Here is a 20,551-nt window from a genome sequence, read left to right as displayed (position 1 = left end):
TACAGGCTCTGATTATTTATCTTTTGCCTTCACCAGTGCCGCACGAAACTGAACCAGACCTTTACCGAGCTGCCCGGTGAGTGCTGGGTTTGCCTCGTCAACGGAGAGAGCAGAGCTGCGAATACAGCTCTCGATGTCATCGGACTTCAGCTTGGGATAGCTTGCGAGAATAAAGGCGGCCTCGGCAGCGACGCAGGGAGTGGCAAACGAGGTTCCTGACCAGCGGGCGTAGCCGCCTTGCCACCAGGAGCTCTCCATTCCCGTTCCCGGGGCGACCACATCGACCCAGGGGCCGTAGTTGGAGTACTTACTCTTGGTGCGGTCGCTCTCTACGGCGGCAACAGCAAGGACATGCTCGGCGGCGGCAGGATAGGGGCCGGCCGAGACATTCTCATTGCCTGCGGAGGCGACCAAGATAGCCCCTTTCTCTGCCAGTCCACTAAACACATCATCGAGCACGTCGGAGCGCCGCCCGATCCCACAGCTTAGGTTGATCACCCGTGCGCCATTGGCAAGCGCGTACTCGATTCCTTTGGTGATGGAGAGAAGCGAGCCCACGCCATCGGCATTGAGGACACGAATCGGGAGAATCTTGGCGTCGGGAGCCAGGCGTGCGATAACCCCCGCAACCATCGTGCCATGCCCCATCCCGCGATTGTGGGTTCCATCGGCGACCTCGCCTTCGTCACTGCTACCCGTAATCCCGTTGTAGCCAGGCAATAGCCGACCTTGGAGGGCCGGGTGCGCTCGTGAGACACCCGTATCCAGAACCGCGACAATGATGGGAGCTCCCCCGGCCCGTCCTCGGCCAAACGAGCCGGGAGGAGCGTCGATCATTCCGCGCAGGTTGGTATCGAAGCTGGTTAGTGGGTCTGCCTGGAAGTCGGTGGGGAAGTGGAACGGATCACCATTGGCAGGTTCGGGAGCTAGTACTTCATCGTCGTCCTCGGCGGAGAGCACCTCGGAGTCACTGGAGAGACGTGTCTTGAGGTCGTCGCTTCCGATCAGAGCGTAGATATTGCTTCCCGGAACCTGCTCCTCAACTGTGGCCCCGTAGCGGCTTGCGAGAGCTGTGATGGAGACACCTGTCTGGGGGCGTACCAGAACCGTACTCCGATTTCCCGCTGGAGGTGTTGGAGTCGGTGTGGGTGTGGGACTGGGTGAGGCTCCTCCGCCCCCGCAACCCGACACGAGCGCGACCAGGGCAAGTAGGCCAAGAGCAAGCGAGGGCTTAGCCACAGAACACCTGAAAGGCTGCCCAGTGGTAGGGGTGTGGGAAGTGCATGCGAATCGCTTGCTGGGCACTTCGCAGTGCTCCCGAAGGGGTATGTCCTTGTTTAACTTGCTCATAAAATCTCTCCATCAACAAACGTGTGGTAGCATCATCGGCATTCCAGAGGCTTGCGACAATTGACTGTGCCCCCGCAGCCAAGAACGCACGAACCAGCCCAAATGACTCGCTTCCCCCAACGGTTGTTGCCAGACCGGTTTGGCAGGCCGAGAGGGTGACGGTTTGTGCGGATAGCCTCAATCCGTAGAGGTCGTGGGCTAGAAGCCAGCCATCGGCAAGCTGCAAGCCTGAGAATAGTGGGTTGTCTGCACGGAACAGAGCGTGCGTCGCCAAGTGAATGATTTGGCAGTGCGGCGCAAGGCGCGTGAACGCTTCGCCTGTTGCTGCTTCCCCAAGGCATAGGTGGGGGTCCGAGAAGCACGCCGCAACTTGCCGTGCCTCATCGAGGGCAGCAGGGATCTCTGGGGCATCTAAGCCCATCACCAGTACTTCCGCGTCATGTGGTGACGAGAGCGGCTCGCGCTCCTTCCACAGCGCGATTCCCGTGGCCAGGGTGCACTCGAAGCGCTCGGTGAGTGGCTCGACACCATCCCAGAGGGCCGCGAGTGGGAGCCCTTGGACACTTGAGTGCGGCACGAACACCAGCTTCTCTTTGTTTGAGAGAAGAGGTTTAAGGGGGCGAAAGATTAGGTCGTAAAGCTCGCCTAAGATGCTCTCCACCTCACCCACTCCGGAAGTGCGAGGGCGCTGGAGATGGAAGCGTAGCCGCCGACCAGCAAGGACGAGTGCGCGCTGGGGGCAGAGCTTGGGCAGAAAGGCGATGGGCTCTCCCGCACGCAAGACAAAGGCATGAACGAAGTCGGCGGTTCCGTAGTAGGCGATAAGCGCCTCATCGGGCTTGAGTGCCAGCGTGTCCAGCTGGATCGTGAGGGCGGTCGTGGGGAGGGTAGCACTCTGGTGGAGTTCCTCCTCATGCAGAGCTTGGTGGTAGGTCTCCTCCAGTGCACGGAGGGCTTCGGTTGTCGGAACGCCCCCAAAACGGCGCGACTCGTCGGGAAATCCATTGAGGCGCTGGTAAGCCTCGCTCAGCTCGTGGCGAAGCCTTGCCAGGCGCTCGGAGGTGGGGAGCGCACTAGGGGCTGCCTGCGCCAAGCGCTCCAAGACCAGCCGGGAGCGGGAGCGCTCTAGGACAAGCAGCGCCTCTGCCCGATCCGCGGTGCGCCCTCGCTCCAGGAGCGCATCGATCAGCTCCATGTAGAGCTGGGCTTTATCTGTTAGGAAGGAGACATGGAGCTCTTCGGGGGCGGCGAGCTGGGTGCGTACGGACTCAAAGACAGTTACTGCCTCGCGTCGTGCCTGGATCGCGTCGTTTGGCTTTCCCCGTTGTGCGTAGACCGATGCCAGGGCTCGCCACGCGCGGCACTCCAGCCAGCCACGCGACCAATTTTTGGCCGTGCGTACAATCGCCAGGAGCTTGCGGGGGGAATCACCCGCAAGAAGCAGCCTTGCCTCCGCCGCCCAGCCCTGTTGCCCGGAGCGGACGAAGAGGCGCACCGCTTTCTGTGCCTCCCGTACTTCGCCGGTGACCTGCGCTCGAAGCAGTGCGATTCTCCCCAGGAAGAAGTGGTTTTTCTGAGCGCGAAAGGTCAGCTCTGCGCCCTCGAGGTCATTGAGGGCGAGTGCCGTCTCTCCCAGAGCAAGCCGAACACTCGCCCGCCCGAGCCGTGCCCGCGCTGCCTCGTAGGGAAGCTCAAGCGCTGCGAGTGCTTCGGTGTAGTCGTGGCTGGCTTCGGGGAGGAGCTGGAGGGCGTGGTAGACATCGGCGCGGTCGGCGGTACACTTTGCGGCTTCGAGCTCCATCCCGCTTGTTGCCTGAAATACCGCGCGGGCATGGCTCAGGGCCGTGAGTGCAGGGCCATAGCTGCCCGCGAGAAAGTGGAGGTAGCCCTGGTTCGCCTCGGCCATGGCGGCCAGTGGCTCCAGTCCTTCGGCAAGAAAGCCCTCGCGCGCACGGGTGAGACGCTCCTGTGCCTCCGCGAGCCGTCCGAGACACGAGAGGCAGTTGGCGGCATTGGCCTCAGCACGTGCCAGGAGCGCACGGCTCGCTCGGCTGGCAAAGACCTCTGAACAGATATCGAACTCTGCCAGTGCTTCGGAGTGCCTATCCTGACGGTAGAGCAGGTTGGCGATATTCATCCCCGCCCGAGCAGCGTCTTCTTCGTAGCCAGCAACAAATAATGTCGCGGCAAGCTCACGTCCGAGGGAAATTCCTTCATCTTCGCGTCCTAGCACCCCCAGTGAGTCAATCTTACCGATCAGTAGCTGCGCCTCTAGTACGGGATCTTGTGCAGCGCGGGCACAAGCAGCCACGCGGTCGTAGGCAACGAGCGCCTCGACATGGCGGCCCTGCGCCCGAAGCTGCTGAGCTTCCTGGCGAAGGGAGCCTGCTTGTTGTGCTAGCGATGGCTCACTCATACCTGTCCTACCGGCACCTCCGGGACAACGATACTCATGCCATCGGGAAGCATAAGGCGGACGGCATAGCGGCCCGGTGGGACACTGTCAAAGTGAAGTTCTCCCTTGCCCCGCTCGGTTGCGGCGAGCTCTCCAGGCTCTAGGGTTGCTTGGATCCCTTCGACTGGTACTTCTTCTGACGTGAGAAGCTGGCCGATCAGGAACCAGTCGTCTTGTGCAAAGGGCTCTTGAAAAAGGCGAAAGGTCAGGTCGCCCACTTCAAATAAGAGCTCCCGCGCCTCGTTTGTGGTTGCTCCTCGGGCTGCTGCCAGGGCTTGTGGCCCCCGAAAGCTATCTAAGACCAGTCGGGCGAGCTGGACCAGGCTGGTTTGTTGGTCTGGCTGGGGGGTGTAGAGTCGAAAGAGCTGGCGTGCGCGTGCCACTGCTGACTCTGTGAGGGGCTCTAGAGGGCCTGCTGCCCTCGCCGCTATTAGTCGTGCTTCAAGCTCGGTCTCATCGCTCATGGGTTTATCTTCCTACCTGCTCTAAGAGAGACAGAGAGGCGCGTGAAAAATACAGCACCTTAGTATCCCAGTTTCTCCAGCTCAACGCGCAGGCGCTCCAAGCAGCGTGCCCGGTTTGGCCCGACACTGCCCACAGGCCAGCTGCGCTCCTGGGCGATAGCCTCATAGCTGGGCGCAGGTTCGGTTAGGTAGAGTGCGATAAGAAGCGTCTGGCACCGCTCTCCGAGCTGCTCCAGGCCACGCTCCAGTAAGTGCCGGTCTTCAAGCGCGGCAAGCTGTTTCTCGGGGAGGTCATCGGTGGCCTCTCGCTCCGTGGTAGGAAGCTCGCTTGTGGGCCGCTGTCGCCGGAGCCAGCGGAGTGTCTCCCGCCGCGAGACGGCCATAAGCCAGCCGGTGAGCTTCTGACCCTCCCGCAGGCTTGTAAGGTTCTCCAGCAGCAGTATGCAGACACTCTGAAAGACATCTTCGGCATCCAGCGATGACAGCCCCATGCGCCGGATGGTGGAGAAGATCAGGCCACCGTGCCGACGAAGCAGCTCATCCCAGGCAGCCTCGCTACCTGGGATGCACTCTGCAACTAGCTCAGAATCCGTCAGACTCCGATAGTTTTTACTCAAACCAATCCGCATCTTTTTCCCATTATGGGTTCTATCAAGGCGATTGTGAGAGAACCATGAGAGAGCTAAAACCTCCTAGCGGGGGATGACAGTCACGGTTGCCTTACTGGGGGCTCCTGCCAGGGTGGCACTGACGACTACAGGCGTTGCCGCTATGACGGACCCTGCGGTCAGCTTGAACTCGCCACGCTTCTCCCCGGCGGGAATGAAGACGGAAGGGGGGACACTGAGCACGCCCGGGTTGGCGCTGGTGAGGCTGATCGTGACACCGCCTGCAGGCGCTTTTCCGCTCAGGACGACCTTGCCATCGGCGAGCTCACCGCTCTCCAGGGTGCTTGGATTAACGGTGAACTGTGCGATCTGGAGGCCGGTGGGCGGTGGCGGCGCAGGAGCTGGGTTGATCGTCAGGTTCGCTCCCACCGTTGCCCCATTGAGAGTTGCGCTGAGGTTGGCAACCGTGGTTGCTGCGACCGACGTAGTCGGGATCGCGAAGCTGGCACTGGACTGGCCCGCAGGCACCAAAACAGAGACCGGGACACTCGCGGCCGTGGCGCTGGAGGTAAGGGCGACGCTCAGGCCGCCTGCGGGAGCTGGTGCGTTCAGTGTGACCGTGCCAAGCGACGATGCCCCACCAATCAGGGAAGTGGGTGAGAGGACAAGCGAGGTCGGAAGAATCGAGCTTGGGCTGACATAGTCGGTGTCAAACTGCATCACCACTCCCGCCCCGCCAAAGTAGCCTATCCGGCCCGTCGCATAGCGGTAGTCCGTCATGACGTAGTTGGTGAGATCGCTGGCAGCAATGCAGTCCACCTGTGCGTTCCAGAGGTTCTCGGAGAAGCTGTAGTCGATGACCTCCACCAGGAGATTTCCCTGCCCTGGGGTATAGGAGAACGGCACCTGGAAGGGAATCTTGAAGTCGAAGTTATGCGGACCGCCGTAGTTGGTTAATGTCGTCGAAAACGTGATTGGCCCACTGTAGACCAGAGTTCGATCTGTTGAGCTGGCGTAGTTATCGGCAAAGGTAGCACTGAGACCTGCGACAGTCGTTTTCGTGGTGCTCACGTAGACCTCAACATGGCTCAGAGTCCAGGTATAGGAACCAGTAAAGAGGGACTTGCCAGGCCGGAACGCCAGTGAGCTTAGGGTATGGGTCTCATTGGCCGGCCAGAACTGGGTACTACTAAAGATCTGCTGGTGATGCGTCCCTGCGGCTCCTGCAACTTCCCACTCTGCATTCGCATTGGTATAGATATTTGGAGCAACAATGCTCTGTGCAAAGGCTGCATGGCCAGATCCCGTCAAGCCAAAGGTAAGCAGTGCCCCCAGAACAAAAGCGCGTCGGTTTAGTCGTTTCATCGTATATCCTCTCATCTCAATCACCCTAAGGTGCTGAATTCACGTAAGAGAGAGAGGGAGAGCGAACAAAAATACAACGTCAAGCAGTGTAAAACTACACTCTGTCGAGAAACGATTAGCTTGCCCGCTGGGACATATTGTTTTGTCCCAGCAGGCAAGTAGGTATCTGCGATCGTGAATCAGTGGTTATGATCGTGACCCGAGGAATGGCCATGGCTCGGCATAAAAGGCATCGTCTCCTCAGACATGACAACAAAGGGGCGCATCATCTCATGATCCTCATGCTCTAGAATATGGCAGTGGTACATATACTGACCAGAAAATCCTTCAAATGGAACCGCAATTGAGACTAGCTCACCTGGATCAACGCGCACAGTATCTTTCCAACCGATCTCTAACGGTTGTGATGTGCCCTTAGATATAATGGGGCCTTGGTTCGCAATCTTGCCATCATTGTATTCAAAATTTTGGGGATCAAAACCAGTGCGCCGGAGCATTTGGAACTGCACTAAATGGATGTGAAAGGGATGAGTATCTCCTGTGAGGTTGATGATATTCCATACTTCAGTGGCATTTTCAGCAACCATCCATGGGTTTCCGTCACGGAACATCCGTGCTGTGATCCGATAGTCTACTGAAGGAAGGGGATTTGCTGGGTCGTCAGGATGGATATCTAGAGGTAGGTTCAGCATTCCGTCAGGAGTCGGCGTCTGTGCTGGACCTACCTTTTCCAACTCTAGAAAGGTCAGCATTCCGAAGGTGTTGGTATCTTCAACTAAGGCAACAAGTCGGTGATTATGATGGTGGGGTAAATCACCGTGAGTCAGCGCCTTAAACTTTGATAACGGAGCGGGAAGATCGAGGCGCTGGCACTTCTTGCCCTGCACCCGGAACTCCATCACTTCGGGAAGTACCAGTAGGTCGCTGGGCGCGGTATCCCCCGGTTTAGGAACATATTGATTACCAAAGGGCGAGAGGGCGGTATTCAGAAAACGAAGCTTGGTCCCGGCAGCGACACTGGTAAAATCGATGATCAGATCCACACGCTCTGCAGGTGCGATGACAATCCGCTCAACGGGTCTGGGGGCACCAAGAAGGCCCCCGTCCGTACCAATCTGCTGCATAGTCACGTTCGGTACAGGAGAATTATTCTGATCGACCAGAGCAAGCGCATACGTCCGGGCGTTTGAGCCGTTCAGAAGGCGAAGCCGATAAGGGCCAGGCCGAACGTCGACGTGGGGCCAAACGGTTCCATTCACGAGAGTGTAGGGGCCAAAGAACTCCATTGGGCCTTTATCCCCCGCAGCGTTGAGAGGAAGATCTTGGACGATATGCAGAAGCTCGCCGGTTAGGTCTCCGTTAGCTTTGGTCAGAAAGTTACGATCCTGAATCACCAGTGGCAATTCGAGAGGCGTTTTGGGCGAACGTGCCTTTTTCGTGAGGCCATGCGAGGCGCGAAGGGCGCTCATGACTTTGTCGTCATCGGCATCACGGATAATGTAGAACCCAGCAAGTCCCGAAAAGACATTGAAGCGCGTAACTCCCATGGCATGATCGTGGTACCAGAGAAGAGTGGAGCGCATGTCATTTTCATAGACACACGCCTGTGTTTGACCTAGATGGTGGACATTATCGGTCCAGCCATCGCTGTCGGGGGATGTCTTGCCACCATGAAGGTGCACTACCGTATGAGCGTGGAGATCATCAATATGGGGAGTGATCATCACTTCATCAGCATCGGAGCTCAAGGCAATGCCTGCCACATTGGAGTGCCAGAGATCCTCATCTCCTGGAACTTGCTTAGATCGTGCTGCCGTTAGTGGAATCGTCCCTGTAAGTTGGTTTTTCCACTCCACAGTAAGCTTCTGGCCCCGTCGCACTTCGATTATCGGGCCAGGAGCGGAGCCTTCATAGGTCCATAGCGCTGTGGTATTGGGAAGCTCCGAGTGAAGACGCAAGCGCGTTCGCACCATCGCGATCTTCAGCTTCCCGCGTTTAATGATGAGCTTTTTCGGAACCGTGAGCGAATCTTTGTAAGGGGTCAGTTGCATTTTTCAAATCCTTCAAGCTATTTAACATGATTATTGCAATAAAAACCTTAAGCCTAGGCCGTAGTGAATCCATGCCGAGGGATAGTCACACTAAAACATGCGCCTTTACCTACCACGCTTTCCACAGTGATAGTCCCTCCATGTGCCTCGACGAGCGAGTGAGTAATGGCAAGTCCCAGCCCCAGCCCACCCGTGGCGCGGTTTCGCGAGACATCGGCGCGCCAGAAACGCTTAAAGAGGTGAGGAAGATCCTCGGGGGAGATTCCCGGTCCTTGGTCACGAACGGTGAGAACTGCCATTTTGTCCTGTTCTGTGAGAGTTACCTCAACTTTACTCTCCGTTGGTGCGAAGCGGAGCGCATTGTCGATCAGGTTATCGAGAACCTGTCGCAGACGTGTCGGATCGCCCTGAAGGTTGAGGCTCTCTGGGGTCGTCGGGCAAAGATGAACCTGCTTTTCCGTCGCGTTTGCCTGATGGGCTTGAAGCGCCTGGCCGATCAGCGCGACAAGGTCAACCGGCTCTTTTGCCAGAACCACAGTTCCTGCTTCTGCACGGACGAGGGTCAGGAGGTCGTTGACCAAGACATTGAGACGCTTGATTTCAGGGAGGCAGATACTCAGCGTTCTCTGGTAGGACTCATTGGTTCGAGGGCGACGCAGGGAGACCTCGACCAGGCCCCGGAGATTGGAGACAGGGGTTCGTAGCTCGTGCGAGGCGTCCATGAGAAACTGGCGCTGCGCGTCGATCATTGTCTGGCGCTCGGCAAAGGCGACATCGAGCTGGGAGAGCATCTCATTTAGCCCGTCGGTGAGGCTCACCAGCTCGTCGTCCTGGGAAAGCTGGGGGATGCGCTCATGGAGTGTCTCACCACCAATGTGCCGTGCCCTCTGGGCTAACTCCTCCAGAGGGTCGGTCAGGCGCAGGGCAAGTCGCCGGGCACCCCAGGTGGCTCCCAGTCCACAGGTCGTCAGTGCCAGGAGCAGCGTCGCTCCCAGCAAGCGCAAAGACTGTTCCATGGGGGCATAAGGTACAGCGCAGATGGCGATATAGGGACGGCCTTTCAGATCCTTGAAGGGGTAGTAGACGGCACGTAGTGCTCGCCCATCAAGGTAGATATCCCCAAAAACAGCGAGTCCGCCGCCGGTGCTTTGAAGTGCTTGCTGGTCTAGTTTGGGAAGCTGACGAGGGAGAACATTGGCCGTATGAGCAGCTAAATCCCCGTGCTCATCCCGGATGAGAGCGTATTTTTCATAGCCCGCTGCGCCGTGCAAGACCAGCTTGCTGTCCTCATGGATATGCACTTTTCCGCCGGGGCCATCGAGAGCAGATGCCAGCTCGGCACGGGCAATCCCCAGGAGAGCCCCATCAAGGTTTGCTAGGAGAGCGGTGCGTGCTCCCAGAAAAACGGCCGTTCCTGCAATGGTCAAGACGAGAAGGCAGAGCAGCGTGGTCTGAAGTGTCAGCCGATCTCGAAAGGTCGTTTTTCTACTCACTCTCGACCTCGTGCTTGAAGCGATAGCCTTGACCACGGACGGTCTCGATACGCTCGCGGCCTAGTTTTTGGCGGAGATAGCCGATATAGACATCCACCACATTAGAGTCAGGCTCACTACCTGTCTCCCAGACATGTTCCCAGAGCCTGGTGCGGGTGATGAGGCGCTCGGGATGAAACGCGAGATACTCCAGCATCTGGTGCTCCCGCGCGGTCAGGCTGACAAGCTCGCCGCTCCGCCAGACCTTCTTGGAGTTGGTGTCGATGACAAGCTCACCGAAGGTAAGGATCGGGGGAACTGGCTCACTGAGCGTGCGGCGTAGTAGGGCACGGATACGGGCGAGGAGCTCGTCGAAGGCGAAGGGCTTGACCAGGTAGTCATCGCCACCTTGGTCTAGCCCGGCAATTCGATCCGCCACGTCGTCACGTGCCGTGAGAAAGAGAATCGGGCTCTTGACACCCTCCATTCGCCACTGCCGGCAGAGGGTGAACCCATCCTTGCCGGGGAGCATCACATCGAGGACGATCAGATCGTAGCGGTAGAGCGCCACGGCTTCGTCCGCCTCGTGAGCATCACGGGCCATATCCACCGCGTAGCCTTCCTCAGAGAGTCCCTCCTGAAGAAAGATGCCCGCGGCGATCTCATCCTCAACGACCAAGAGCTTCATGTTTCTCAGGGTACCCCCATTCTATGAGAGGATCGTGAGAGCCTCTCATCTTCCTCTCATAGTTGCCGGGTTAGGATGCCCCCAATGCAAGAAGCGCTTGTCTTTTTACTTCTGACACAGGTAGCCATACCACAAGAGACTCCCGTTCTGACACGAGATGCTGCCATTCAAATGGCGCTCAAATCGCACCCCAAGATGCAGTCGGCACGCCAAGAGATTGCCGCCGCTAAGGAAGGCGTGACGGCAGCACGAGCACTCAGCGCCCCGACATTTTATGTGGCACCCTGGCTGGGGAGCGCCAATGGCACCACCGAGGAGCTTTTCTTTTCGCAGCCGTTGGAGGTCAACGGGGCGCGCGGTGCCCGCACAGCCGTTGCTGTCTCGCGCCTTGCGGTGAGTGCTGCGGGGGCGGATCTAGAGACCCTTAGCTTAGCCCATGCGGTTCGGGTGGCCTACGATGCCCTTGCCTACGCACAGGCACAGGAAGTCCTCGCACAAGAGGCTCTCCAGCTGACGCAAGAGCTCGACCGGGTGACAACGAGACAAGTCGATCTAGGAGCACGTCCCGGAATCGAGGCCACTCAGACCCGGATCGAAGTTTCTAGGGCACAGCAGCAAGTCATTCAGGCGAGCGGCAAGCGCAAATCCGCGCAGGCGGCGCTTGCAGTGCTTCTGGGAAAGTCGCCTGAGGAAGCCCTTCCACCCCTGAGCCCTCTGCCACTCACGGTTGTGCCTCTTGCCGAGAAAGGCGGTCCACGCCCGGAGCTAGCACTAGAGGCCGCCAACCTTCAGCGCTTGGTCAGTGAGGAGAAGCTTGCCCGAACGGAGCTCAAACCCGATGTCTCTCTGATGCTCCGCTCCCAGAACCTCTTTCACCCTTCAGGCCCTGCGGATCGAGGTGCGGCAGTGCAGGTCAACTTCCCCCTCGACTGGGGAGCGAAGCGTGCACGCGTTCGTCAAGTCGCTGCCGCAACGGAGGCGCAACAAGCGCGGCAGAGTGCGCTGACACTCCAGTTCGCACAGGAGCGTGCACAAGCAAAAGCACAGCTTGAGAGCGCTGAGGCGGTTCTGCAGAGCTACCAAGCCGACCTCATCCAGCGCTCAGAGCGGCTCCTCCAGGCCAGCAAGACGGGATTTCAAGCAGGCCAGACCAGCATTACTGCAGTCCTTGAGGCCCAGCGCACCTACCGCGCCGTGCTCGCAGAGCGCCTCGCCGCTGCCTTTGCCTATGCACAAGCACGCACTGAGTGGGAGCGTATTCATCCCACAGCGGATTCTCTGAAAACACCATGAAAAACCACCTCTCTCTTTTTGTTTCGATTGCTTGCCTGAGCGCCCTACTGACCATTCCTAGCGGCTGTGCTCCTAAAGTTGCAGCGCAGTCAGAGGCGGGCCCCGCCCCAAGTGCGCCCGCGACACCTGGCCAAGTCGTGCTGGACTTAGAGAGCCTTGCCCTCGCGCGCTTTACGGTGGAGGCGGTTCAAGAGACCATGCTCTCGGAGAGCCTGACGTTTAACGGGAGCGTTGAGGCTAACCCGAGTAGCCTCGCCAGCGTCAACTCGCGGGTCAAGGCAAAGGTGATTGCGATGAACGCCGAGCTGGGCCAGCAAGTGGTTGCAGGCGATGTGGTCGCTGTTGTCGAGAGTGAAGACCTCCACGGAGCCCAGGTGGCCTACCGGCTTGCCCTAAAGAAAGAGGCGCTTGCCAAAGACAACCTCGCACGGCGCACGAAGCTGGCGAGCTTAGGGGAGTTCGAGCGCCATCATCTGGAGGACTACCAGCAGAGCCTGTCGCAGCTCAGCGCACAGCTCTCCGATACCGAGGGTGAGGTCAAGACCACTCGAGCGGCGCTGGAAGAGGCAAAGAGTGAGGAAAAGTCTCTGGCGGCAGCTCTGGAGCAGGCTCAGACACGCTTAGGTTCTACGCAGGCACGTGCGGCCCGCTCCGAGGCACTGTTTAAGGAGGAGCTTATCGCACGCCAGGACCTAGAGCAGGCGCAGGCGGAGCGTAAGCAAGCGCAGTCCGAGGTCGCTGCTGCCGAGGCACGCGCCGAGCAGGGAGCCGCCCGCACCCGAAGCGCAGCCGCGAAGTGGGAGGCAGCTCAGGCGCACCGCCGAAGTATAGATGAGCAACGCCAGCGCGCGGCGAATGCACTCACCCGCGAGGAGAAAGTCGTCAAGGGCGGCTACACCCGGGACAAAGAGCTGGTTGAGGCGCAGAATGCCCTCCAGCAAGCTCGGATTGAGGTGGAGTCTGCCCTGGATGATATCGAGCTGCTGGGCGGCCAGCCGGGCGATATGCACTCCATCCCCATCCATGCGCCGCTTAGCGGAAGGATCACTGAGCGCCACGCGAGCCTTGGGGAGACCGTCGATATGACCAAGCCGCTCTACACGATCTTCAACGGCACCGAGGTTTGGGTGCAGCTCTCCGTTCCTCCTGCCCAGCTCGGACAGCTCCGGCCTGGAGCACGGTTTACGGTGCGCTCGGAGGCAGTACCCGGCAAGAACTTTTCCGCCACGGTGGTCACGCTGGGGGAGAGCGCCGATGCCGCAACCCGTTTGGTGAAGGTGCGCTGCCGGGTATCAGGTGGGGCGAGTGTCTTACGGCCTGGCATGTTTGTCACAGGGAGCTTGGTTGCGCAGAGTGGGATGCGGGGAACCGCGCTCCCCGAGGATGCAGTGCAGGAAGTGGGCGGCAGGAGTGTAGTCTTTGTCGCGACCGAGAAGCCAGAGATCTTCGTTGCTCGCACGGTCTCGGTGGCGGCGCGGCGCGGTGGGCAAGCCCTGGTTCGCGAGGGCCTTAAAGGCGGCGAGCGCGTGGTCGTGCGCAACGCGGGACTCCTGAAGGAGAAGCTCAAGTGATCGAGGCTATTTTGCGCTTTGCGATTCGGCAGCGGCTCTTTATAGTGATGCTGGGCTTCTTGCTACTAGGGATCGGGGGCTACAATGCCCTCCAGCTCCCCATCGATGCCGTGCCCGACATCACCACAAAGCAGGTTGTCATCAATGCCACCGCAACCGGGCTTGGCCCCGAGGAGATCGAGCGGCAGCTGACCTTCCCGCTTGAGGTCGCGCTTGCCGGAACCCCGAAGCTCAAGGAGACACGCTCGATCAGCCAGTTCGGGCTCTCGCAGGTGACGGTGGTCTTCGACGACGACACCGATCTTTATTTTGCGCGCCAGCTTGTCGCGGAGCGCCTGACCGTGGCCCAGGGGGAGCTACCTCCTGGGGCAACGGCGGAGATGGGGCCGGTATCCACCGGGCTGGGGGAGCTCTCCCACATCAAACTAGAGAACCCAAACCTCTCACTCCGCGAGCGTCGCGCTCTGATGGACTGGGTGGTGCGGCCACAGCTCCTCACGGTTCCGGGGCTTGCGGAGGTGAACCCTTGGGGAGGCACCGTGCGCCAGTGGCAGGTGAAAGTCGACCCACAGAAGCTCCTCGCCTACGGTCTTACCCTACGCGACCTCACGGAGGCGCTGGAGAAGAACAACCAGAACGCCAGCGGTTCCTACTTAGCACAGGGGGCGTCCCAGGCGATGATCCGCAGTGTTGGGATGCTCACCGGACCGGAAGATATCAAGCACGTCGTAGTTGCCGCCAAAGACGGTATCCCCATCACGGTCGGGATGCTGGCGACCGTCGAGGAAGGCGATGCGATTCGGCAGGGGGCGTTCTCGGAAGATGGCATCGGGGAGCAGAGCTACTGTGTCGCCTTGCTTCTCATCGGAGAGAACGGTCGTATCGTGATGCAGGGGGTTGGTGCAAAGCTCAAGCAGATCGAGAAAACACTCCCCGCAGGCTCAAAACTAGTCGGTTTCCTCAACCGGGACGTGCTCATCAATCGCACTTTAGAGACCGCCACGAAGAACCTGACGGAAGGCGGCCTGTTGGTGATCGTGGTCCTCTTTGCCTTCCTACTTCAGCTTCGTGCCGGGCTGATTGTCTCGTCGGTGATCCCACTGGCGATGCTCTTTGCGATTATCGGAATGCGCCACTGGGGAATCTCGGCCAACCTGATGAGCTTGGGAGCTCTGGACTTTGGCCTGATCGTGGATGGTGCCGTGATTATTGTGGAGAATACCGTGCGCCAGCTCGCGGAGCGTCGCCATCACCTACACCGTGACCTCACGGAGGACGAGCGCCAGCACGTTCTCTACGAAGCGGCGCTGGAGGTGCTAAAGCCGTCGCTCTTTGGCATCTTCATCATTATCGCCACCTACCTGCCGATCCTGACGCTTCAGGGGGTCGAGGGCAAGATGTTCCGCCCGATGGGGCTGACGGTGATTCTCGCCCTACTCGGTGCGCTCCTCCTCTCCCTGACCTGGGTTCCGGCACTCTGTGCGTACTTTCTCAAGGTCAAGGAAGAAAAGCCCAACCGAGTTCTGGAAGTCATCGAGCGCTTCTATGCCAAGTTGCTCCAGGGGGCCGTCCGTGCGAGGATGCTCACGGCAGGGCTGGCACTGGGCTTTGTAGTGGGCTGCTTTGCGCTCTTTCCTTTGCTGGGAAGCACCTTCATCCCTGAGCTTGATGAAGGCGCGGCGGCGATCTCGGGCTTCTACGCCCCGGGGACAAGCTTGGAGGAAGTGGTGGATCGCTCGCAGCGACTAGAGACGGCGCTACGCACAAGCTTCCCCGATGAGGTCAAGAAAGTCGTGACCCGTATCGGGCGGCCCGAGGTCGCCACGGATCCCATGCTGATCCACCAGACCGACACGCTGATCGAGCTCTGGCCCAAGGCGCACTGGAAGCGTGCGCGTACCAAAGAGGAGCTGGTGCGGAAACTCTCCGAGCTCACGGATAAGTCGCCTGGCTTTGAGGCGAGCTACACCCAGCCGGTGAAGATGCGCATGGACGAGATGGTGCAAGGTCAGGGGCTACGTGCGGAGCTGGGCATCAAGCTCTTTGGCACCGACAACAAAGTCCTCGCAGAGGTCGCCGCGAAGATGGCTACCATTGTCGAGAAAGTCCGTGGAGCCGCCGATGTCTCGGTCGAGGCCACCGAGGGCATGCCACAGCTCCAGATCGAGCTTGATCGCGCGGCTATCGCCCGGTGGGGAGTCTCGGTAAGCGATATCAACGCCGTGATCGAGACCGCCCTCGCCAGCAAGACCGTCACCAGCATCACAGATGGCAGTCAGCGGGTGGAGGTGAACGTGCGCCTGGAGAAGCCCTTTCGCGATGACACTCAGAAGATAGGCCGTCTCCTCGTCCCTACATCCGCCGGGTCGCAAGTGCCCCTTGGCTCTCTGGCAAAGATCGGCTATGTCAATGGCCCCATTCAGATCAGCCGGGAGAACGGCCAGCGCCGGGTCGTAGTGATGTCGAATGTCCGTGGCCGAGACCTGGGGGGCTTCACCGAGGAAGTGCAGCAACGTCTCCAGAAGGAGATCCACCTCCCGACCGGCTACCGGATGGAGTTCGGCGGCACCTACGAGCAGCTTCAGTCGGGGCGTGCGCGCCTGATGGTGGTTGTCCCCCTGACCTTTCTGGCGGTCTTTGTGATGCTCTTCATGACCCTGGGGAGCCTGAAGCAAGCAGCACTGGTCTTCACGGGGATTCCCTTTGCCATCACGGGGGGAATTCTTGCGCTCCTTGCACGGCAGATGCCTTTCTCGATCTCGGCGGGGATTGGCTTTATCGCCCTCGCGGGGATCGCGGTGCTCAATGGCCTGGTGATGATTACCTTCATCAATCAGCTCCGCCAAGAAGGCCGCTCGGTCGCCGAAGCCGTCCATCAAGGAGCACTAGCCCGGCTCCGCCCGGTTCTAATGACTGCCTCGGTTGCCAGCATCGGTTTCATCCCGATGGCGCTCGCCACGGGCTCTGGGGCGGAGGTTCAGAAGCCACTGGCGACGGTTGTGATCGGCGGACTGATCACGTCCACACTTCTCACCCTCGTGGTACTGCCGACGCTCTACGCCTGGTTTGAGCAAGGCAAGAAAGAGACTTTATGAAACGAGAGATCAAAGCCATTCTCCAGCCCTTCCTGGTTCCGAAGGTGCTCGACGCCCTGCATGAGATCCCCGGCATTCCCGCAGTGACCGTATCGGAGACACGGACGTTTCATCTGGACGGTGGGCACTATCAGCAGGTGGTGCAATCTAAACTAGAGGTTATCGTCCCCGTGGAGCTTCTCGCGCCCGTTATCGAAGCAATTCAATCGCACGGAGGCACGGGCAGACCCGACGAAGGATTCATTGTGGTAATCCCCGTCGAGTCTGTTCTTCCCACGGCTCGATAGGCTTAGCCCCCATGGGAGAAAGCGCGTGCGACTAGAAAAGCGATGGTCGCAGCAACTCCACCAACAAGTAGGGTCTGAATGGCACTCCGAGCTGCGTTTGTCCCCGTGGCTTTTCCTTTGACGCCACCAAAGACGAGTAGGGCAATCGCGGTGATTCCTGCGGACCAGAGTAGCCCAACCTGGGCTTGAGCCACGAAGAAATAGGGCAAGAGCGGGATCATACCACCTACTAAGTAGGAAATGCCAATGGTGAAGGCACTCTTATAGACACGGTGCGGATTGGGCTCCTCAAGACCCAGCTCAAAGCGCATCATGAACCGCACCCAGTCCTCAGGGCGGTGGCGAATGCGCTCCACAAGAATAGCAGCCTCATCGGGAGCCATGCCGTACTCCTGCAAGACGTGAGAGACCTCAGCCATCTCCTTCTCAGGCTCGTCGCGAATCTCCTGGTGCTCTCGTGCCAGCTCACTGTGGTAGTGCTCCGCATCTCCACGGGCAGCTAGATAGCCCCCGAGTCCCATCGCGATGGAGCCCGCCGCCACCTCCGCAAGCCCTGCGGTAACAATCACGGACGATGCAGCAATGGCTCCCGTCAGGCCTGCGGCAAGGGCAAAGGGAACCGTCAGGCCATCGGACATTCCGATAACGACATCACGGACGGCCTCGGTGGAGGTGAAGTGTTTTTCAACATGGGGGGTAGTAGGCATAAGACAGAAGCTCTCCAGGAGTTTAGACTTAACCTATCCTGACCTCTATGAGAGGACGATGAGAGGCTAATCTCAAACCGAAATGCCCCAAATTATGCTCTCATCGTCTTCTCATAGAGGCGGCGTTATGCTTGAGCCATGAAAACAATAAACCGTAACCGACAGATTCCAGCCGCTCTCGCTTTGTGTATAGGAGTGCTCGCGGCGACCCAGAGTGGTGCGCTTTCACAGGCACAGCCGCTGGCTCAGACAAAGGGCAACCTTGAGAAAGCCTATGTGGGCGAGACGACTGCCTGCTCTAAGTATCAAGCGTACGCCCAAAAAGCACGGGCAGAGGGAAAAAAGGGCGTCGCGAGCCTGTTTGAGGCTGCTTCTCAAGCGGAAGCGATCCATGCCAGCAACCATGCCAGCGTTTTGGCGACTCTCGGTGAGGCCAATCCTAAATCTGGCGCATTCTCTGGGAAGGTTGGCTCGACCCAGGCGAACCTGAAAGATGCCTGGCGGGGGGAGACAGAGGAGAAGGATCAGATGTATCCTGCGATGTTGACCGTGGCTACGTCGGAGAAGCAAGTCGGGGCACAGCGTACCTTCCGCTTTGCATTGGCTGCCGAGCGCCAGCACGCAGCCCTCTACTCTGCGGCAATGACAAACCTCAACTCAGGGAAGAAGGATATTGGGCTCAAGTCCTTCTCTGTCTGCCAAACCTGTGGGGCAACGCAGCAGGGCAACGCTCCCAAAGCCTGTGTGACCTGCAAAGGCACTAAGTTCGACAAAATTAAATAACAACCGCCGTTTCAGATGAACGGTGGAACCTCAGATCAAGCGGCTCCCTCCGGTTAAGGGAGTGCAGCTGGGCCTCGATACCGAGGCAACAGGACTTCAAGCCCTGTGGGACTAGCATGTAAATGTTGGCTTCCACAGGGCTTTTTCAGTTGGTTTAAGGAGTTGAAAATGAACGATGAAGTAGAGACGAAGGGCTGTGACATAACGCGCCGTCATGCCCTACAGATCGCGATTCAGGGGAGCCTTGTGCTCGTAATGGCAGGGCTTGGTTCTGGGGAGGCAGAAGCGGCCACCTGGGAGCAGGTTGGCACTACGGGGCAGTTTACGGTGGGAACGCCGCGCCGACTCACTCTCAAGAACGGCCAAGTGATCTTTGTTACGCGGCAGGATAAGGCCTCTCCGCGCGTTGCACCCATGAAGGCGGTGAGGTGCGCTGGGAAGCTAAGCAAAAACGGTTCATCTGCCCGCTCCATGGAGCAACCTTTGCCGTGACAGGCAAAGATCCTAAGGGGGCTGCGCGCGCTCCCCTAGCAACCTACCCGATACAGCTCAAGGGTGCCAGTGTGCAGATAGACACCGCAAAACTCGGTCCGGTGCCAAAGAAGCAGCACCGGGAGGGTGACGATGAGGACGACGAGCATGGCAGAAAACACGAGTCCGGCAAGCGCCGCCGTGACGATGACGAAGAGAGGTAATGACCAACAATGAATCCCGCATACCTTCACCTGGTTCTCAACCACTTGCCCGTACTTGGGACATGGTTCGGGCTCCTGCTTCTGAGCGCAGGCTTTATATTTAAGAGCAACGACCTTAAAAAGGCCAGTCTCGTCGTCTTTGTGCTCTGTGCTCTCGTGGCAATCCCCGTCTTCCTTACGGGCGAGCCTGCCGAAGGAAAGATAGAGGGGCTCCCGGGCGTCTCAGAGGGACTAATCGAAGCGCATGAGGCGGCGGCAAAATTTGCCTTGATCCTCGTCGAGATTCTTGGGACGGCCTCACTTCTTTGCCTTGTGTTTCTCCAGCGGGGCATTCGTGCCGCATCCCTGGTTCTCTTGGGCGTGTGGGGGCTAGCCTTGCTAACCGGTGGGCTTTTTGTCTACACGGCAAAGCTAGGAGGACAGATTCGGCATACGGAAGTTCGAGATCCAGGCTCTAGCGGAGGGGTAGCAGCCAGTAGCAGTGCCCTTGACTCGGGCGAGGAAAATCGTAAAAAGGGCGAGCACGACGATGATTAGCGCGGTGCTGTGGAGGAGGGGAAGCCCCTCCTCCGTGTTGCGTTACTTGCGGGTACCGTAGAGCACGTTGTCAACAACCAAGTAGTTTTTGATATTGGTGGCCATGCTCACACTGTTTATCGGGCCGCTATCAGAAACGAAACCCACGAACTGGAAGCCATTAGATGCTCCGCCGTTGGTGGCAAGTGTATAGCTGTCTCCCGTCGAAAGGTTGATATAGAGAGTGTCTTTCTTATAGAGGCGTGTATTGACATAAGTTGCGACCGCCGTTGGATTCGAGGAAAAGCTCATGGTGAGGTCGTGCTGAGCAGTCATCACGCCACCCGTGCCGTAGTTGAAGAGTATTGGTGAATTGGCGGGATCCACAACGTAGATCGGGAAGTAGCTCCGGTTATCCCTCTGACTGCGTTGATTTCTTCACCCTAGCAGGCCAGCGTTTATGACAGGCTTGATTGTGAGCGATCACCGCGAAGGCAACACGCTTGCGCATACCAGCTGTATCACGAGGACCCGAGGAGCGGCGAACCAGAAAGCTACAACGGTGACGCAGAGAATTATTGACTCCCTCAACCACGCTGGTTCGACCCTCAAATTTGTAACCGATGCGGTGTTGCCAATCCGAAAAGAAAGCCTGATAGGCTCCGTATCCATCTGTGTAGACGAGACGTTTACGGTACGAATCCGGCAGCTGCTCGTAGAGTTGACCCAGCCAGTGCCACTTGCGATCCCCGATTACATAGCCCAGAATCTGGCTGCTATAGCGAGAAACAGCAGTCCAGAGCCAGAGATTCTTGCGTTTGCTGATACACAGCTCATCGATCTCTACCGAGTCCTTGGCAAGGGGAATCAGTTCAGGGAGGTCGGTAGATTTTTTTTAGCGATGTTATTGACGGTCGTCCAACTAACGCCAAAGATGCGCAAGATGACGTTGATAGGCACCCTTTCTTCCAGAGCTGCCTCGATGAGTTTGACTTTCTGTGGATCGACTCTTCTGGGATTTGGGTTAGGGGTGAAGGTCTTTTTGCAGTCGAGGCACCGGCATCTTTCTGTTCCTCCGCGATTGGTTCCATGCTTGACGAGGGCATCGCTGCTGTTGCAATGAGGGCAAGTAAGAGTCATTGTGATCATGG

At 58.7% G+C, this 20,551-nt stretch carries 18 protein-coding genes, 1 pseudogene and 1 riboswitch; of the genes and pseudogenes, 7 read left to right on the top strand and 12 right to left on the bottom strand.

Annotation, left to right across the window (positions count from 1 at the left end):
- Positions 1–12: 12 nt before the first annotated feature.
- The 8 genes from HNQ39_RS29305 to HNQ39_RS29270 form a co-directional block, all read right to left on the bottom strand.
- Positions 13–1,239 (bottom strand): S8 family serine peptidase, encoded by a 1,227-nt coding sequence (locus HNQ39_RS29305; RefSeq protein WP_184204164.1) that lies wholly within the window; start codon positions 1,237–1,239, stop codon positions 13–15.
- Complete coding sequence (locus tag HNQ39_RS29300) at positions 1,232–3,766, bottom strand: CHAT domain-containing protein (protein WP_184204163.1); 2,535 nt, start codon at positions 3,764–3,766, stop codon at positions 1,232–1,234. The genes HNQ39_RS29305 and HNQ39_RS29300 overlap by 8 nt, the downstream gene beginning before the upstream one ends.
- On the bottom strand, positions 3,763–4,269 hold the full coding sequence (locus tag HNQ39_RS29295; RefSeq protein ID WP_184204162.1) for a hypothetical protein: 507 nt from the start codon (positions 4,267–4,269) through the stop codon (positions 3,763–3,765). The genes HNQ39_RS29300 and HNQ39_RS29295 overlap by 4 nt, the downstream gene beginning before the upstream one ends.
- Positions 4,270–4,328: 59 nt before the next feature.
- Positions 4,329–4,886 (bottom strand): RNA polymerase sigma factor, encoded by a 558-nt coding sequence (locus HNQ39_RS29290; protein ID WP_184204161.1) that lies wholly within the window; start codon positions 4,884–4,886, stop codon positions 4,329–4,331.
- A gap of 75 nt (positions 4,887–4,961) precedes the next feature.
- On the bottom strand, positions 4,962–6,242 hold the full coding sequence (locus HNQ39_RS29285; RefSeq protein ID WP_184204160.1) for a hypothetical protein: 1,281 nt from the start codon (positions 6,240–6,242) through the stop codon (positions 4,962–4,964).
- Positions 6,243–6,421: 179 nt separating this feature from the next.
- Positions 6,422–8,293 (bottom strand): multicopper oxidase family protein, encoded by a 1,872-nt coding sequence (locus HNQ39_RS29280; RefSeq protein ID WP_184204159.1) that lies wholly within the window; start codon positions 8,291–8,293, stop codon positions 6,422–6,424.
- 53 nt (positions 8,294–8,346) lie between these two features.
- Positions 8,347–9,786: an ATP-binding protein gene (locus HNQ39_RS29275; protein ID WP_184204158.1), complete on the bottom strand. Its 1,440-nt coding sequence runs from the start codon at positions 9,784–9,786 to the stop codon at positions 8,347–8,349.
- Positions 9,779–10,453: a response regulator transcription factor gene (locus tag HNQ39_RS29270; protein WP_184204157.1), complete on the bottom strand. Its 675-nt coding sequence runs from the start codon at positions 10,451–10,453 to the stop codon at positions 9,779–9,781. Before HNQ39_RS29270 ends, HNQ39_RS29275 begins: the two co-directional genes overlap by 8 nt.
- Before the next feature lie 171 nt (positions 10,454–10,624).
- Here HNQ39_RS29270 and HNQ39_RS29265 point away from each other — a divergent pair, with 171 nt between their 5' ends.
- From HNQ39_RS29265 to HNQ39_RS29250, 4 genes are read left to right on the top strand one after another with little or no spacing between them, the layout of a single operon-like run.
- Positions 10,625–11,746 (top strand): TolC family protein, encoded by a 1,122-nt coding sequence (locus tag HNQ39_RS29265; protein WP_184204156.1) that lies wholly within the window; start codon positions 10,625–10,627, stop codon positions 11,744–11,746.
- Positions 11,743–13,317, top strand: coding sequence for an efflux RND transporter periplasmic adaptor subunit (locus HNQ39_RS29260; RefSeq protein WP_184204155.1), 1,575 nt, complete (start codon positions 11,743–11,745; stop codon positions 13,315–13,317). Before HNQ39_RS29265 ends, HNQ39_RS29260 begins: the two co-directional genes overlap by 4 nt.
- Positions 13,314–16,412, top strand: a complete 3,099-nt coding sequence (locus HNQ39_RS29255; RefSeq protein ID WP_184204154.1) for a CusA/CzcA family heavy metal efflux RND transporter — start codon at positions 13,314–13,316, stop codon at positions 16,410–16,412. Before HNQ39_RS29260 ends, HNQ39_RS29255 begins: the two co-directional genes overlap by 4 nt.
- Positions 16,409–16,699, top strand: a complete 291-nt coding sequence (locus HNQ39_RS29250; RefSeq protein WP_184204153.1) for a P-II family nitrogen regulator — start codon at positions 16,409–16,411, stop codon at positions 16,697–16,699. The genes HNQ39_RS29255 and HNQ39_RS29250 overlap by 4 nt, the downstream gene beginning before the upstream one ends.
- Before the next feature lie 2 nt (positions 16,700–16,701).
- On the opposite strand, the gene HNQ39_RS29245 is transcribed toward HNQ39_RS29250, so the two are convergent.
- Positions 16,702–17,406: a VIT1/CCC1 transporter family protein gene (locus tag HNQ39_RS29245; protein WP_184204152.1), complete on the bottom strand. Its 705-nt coding sequence runs from the start codon at positions 17,404–17,406 to the stop codon at positions 16,702–16,704.
- 195 nt (positions 17,407–17,601) lie between these two features.
- Between HNQ39_RS29245 and HNQ39_RS29240 the strand changes: the two genes are divergently transcribed.
- From HNQ39_RS29240 to HNQ39_RS29230, 3 genes and pseudogenes are all read left to right on the top strand, one after another.
- Complete coding sequence (locus HNQ39_RS29240; RefSeq protein ID WP_184204151.1) at positions 17,602–18,189, top strand: ferritin family protein; 588 nt, start codon at positions 17,602–17,604, stop codon at positions 18,187–18,189.
- A gap of 19 nt (positions 18,190–18,208) precedes the next feature.
- Positions 18,209–18,305, top strand: a riboswitch (NiCo riboswitch).
- Positions 18,306–18,596: 291 nt separating this feature from the next.
- A pseudogene (locus HNQ39_RS30935) lies at positions 18,597–18,719 on the top strand (QcrA and Rieske domain-containing protein); the annotation flags it as partial.
- Positions 18,720–18,893: 174 nt separating this feature from the next.
- Entirely contained in the window at positions 18,894–19,421 is a 528-nt protein-coding gene (locus HNQ39_RS29230) for a hypothetical protein (RefSeq protein WP_184204149.1), read from the top strand.
- A gap of 42 nt (positions 19,422–19,463) precedes the next feature.
- Here HNQ39_RS29230 and HNQ39_RS29225 read toward each other — a convergent pair whose 3' ends face one another.
- The 3 genes from HNQ39_RS29225 to HNQ39_RS30925 are packed head-to-tail and all read right to left on the bottom strand — an operon-like array spanning position 19,464 to position 20,540.
- Positions 19,464–19,787: a hypothetical protein gene (locus tag HNQ39_RS29225; RefSeq protein WP_184204148.1), complete on the bottom strand. Its 324-nt coding sequence runs from the start codon at positions 19,785–19,787 to the stop codon at positions 19,464–19,466.
- A gap of 25 nt (positions 19,788–19,812) precedes the next feature.
- Positions 19,813–20,226 (bottom strand): IS1 family transposase, encoded by a 414-nt coding sequence (locus HNQ39_RS30930; protein ID WP_425503626.1) that lies wholly within the window; start codon positions 20,224–20,226, stop codon positions 19,813–19,815.
- Positions 20,227–20,267: 41 nt separating this feature from the next.
- Complete coding sequence (locus HNQ39_RS30925) at positions 20,268–20,540, bottom strand: IS1/IS1595 family N-terminal zinc-binding domain-containing protein (RefSeq protein ID WP_425503625.1); 273 nt, start codon at positions 20,538–20,540, stop codon at positions 20,268–20,270.
- Positions 20,541–20,551: the final 11 nt, after the last annotated feature.

It is taken from the genome of Armatimonas rosea (genome assembly GCF_014202505.1).
Classification (GTDB): domain Bacteria; phylum Armatimonadota; class Armatimonadia; order Armatimonadales; family Armatimonadaceae; genus Armatimonas; species Armatimonas rosea.
This window is presented reverse-complemented; position numbering and strand designations above follow the sequence as displayed.

Coding starts and splice junctions, on each gene's coding strand:
- HNQ39_RS29300 (WP_184204163.1), bottom strand. CDS start 3,766: ATGAGTGAGCCATCGCTAGCACAACAAGCAGGCTCCCTTCGCCAGGAA.
- HNQ39_RS29295 (WP_184204162.1), bottom strand. CDS start 4,269: ATGAGCGATGAGACCGAGCTTGAAGCACGACTAATAGCGGCGAGGGCA.
- HNQ39_RS29285 (WP_184204160.1), bottom strand. CDS start 6,242: ATGAAACGACTAAACCGACGCGCTTTTGTTCTGGGGGCACTGCTTACC.
- HNQ39_RS29280 (WP_184204159.1), bottom strand. CDS start 8,293: ATGCAACTGACCCCTTACAAAGATTCGCTCACGGTTCCGAAAAAGCTC.
- HNQ39_RS29270 (WP_184204157.1), bottom strand. CDS start 10,453: ATGAAGCTCTTGGTCGTTGAGGATGAGATCGCCGCGGGCATCTTTCTT.
- HNQ39_RS29265 (WP_184204156.1), top strand. CDS start 10,625: ATGGCGCTCAAATCGCACCCCAAGATGCAGTCGGCACGCCAAGAGATT.
- HNQ39_RS29260 (WP_184204155.1), top strand. CDS start 11,743: ATGAAAAACCACCTCTCTCTTTTTGTTTCGATTGCTTGCCTGAGCGCC.
- HNQ39_RS29250 (WP_184204153.1), top strand. CDS start 16,409: ATGAAACGAGAGATCAAAGCCATTCTCCAGCCCTTCCTGGTTCCGAAG.
- HNQ39_RS29245 (WP_184204152.1), bottom strand. CDS start 17,406: ATGCCTACTACCCCCCATGTTGAAAAACACTTCACCTCCACCGAGGCC.
- HNQ39_RS29230 (WP_184204149.1), top strand. CDS start 18,894: ATGAATCCCGCATACCTTCACCTGGTTCTCAACCACTTGCCCGTACTT.
- HNQ39_RS30925 (WP_425503625.1), bottom strand. CDS start 20,540: ATGACTCTTACTTGCCCTCATTGCAACAGCAGCGATGCCCTCGTCAAG.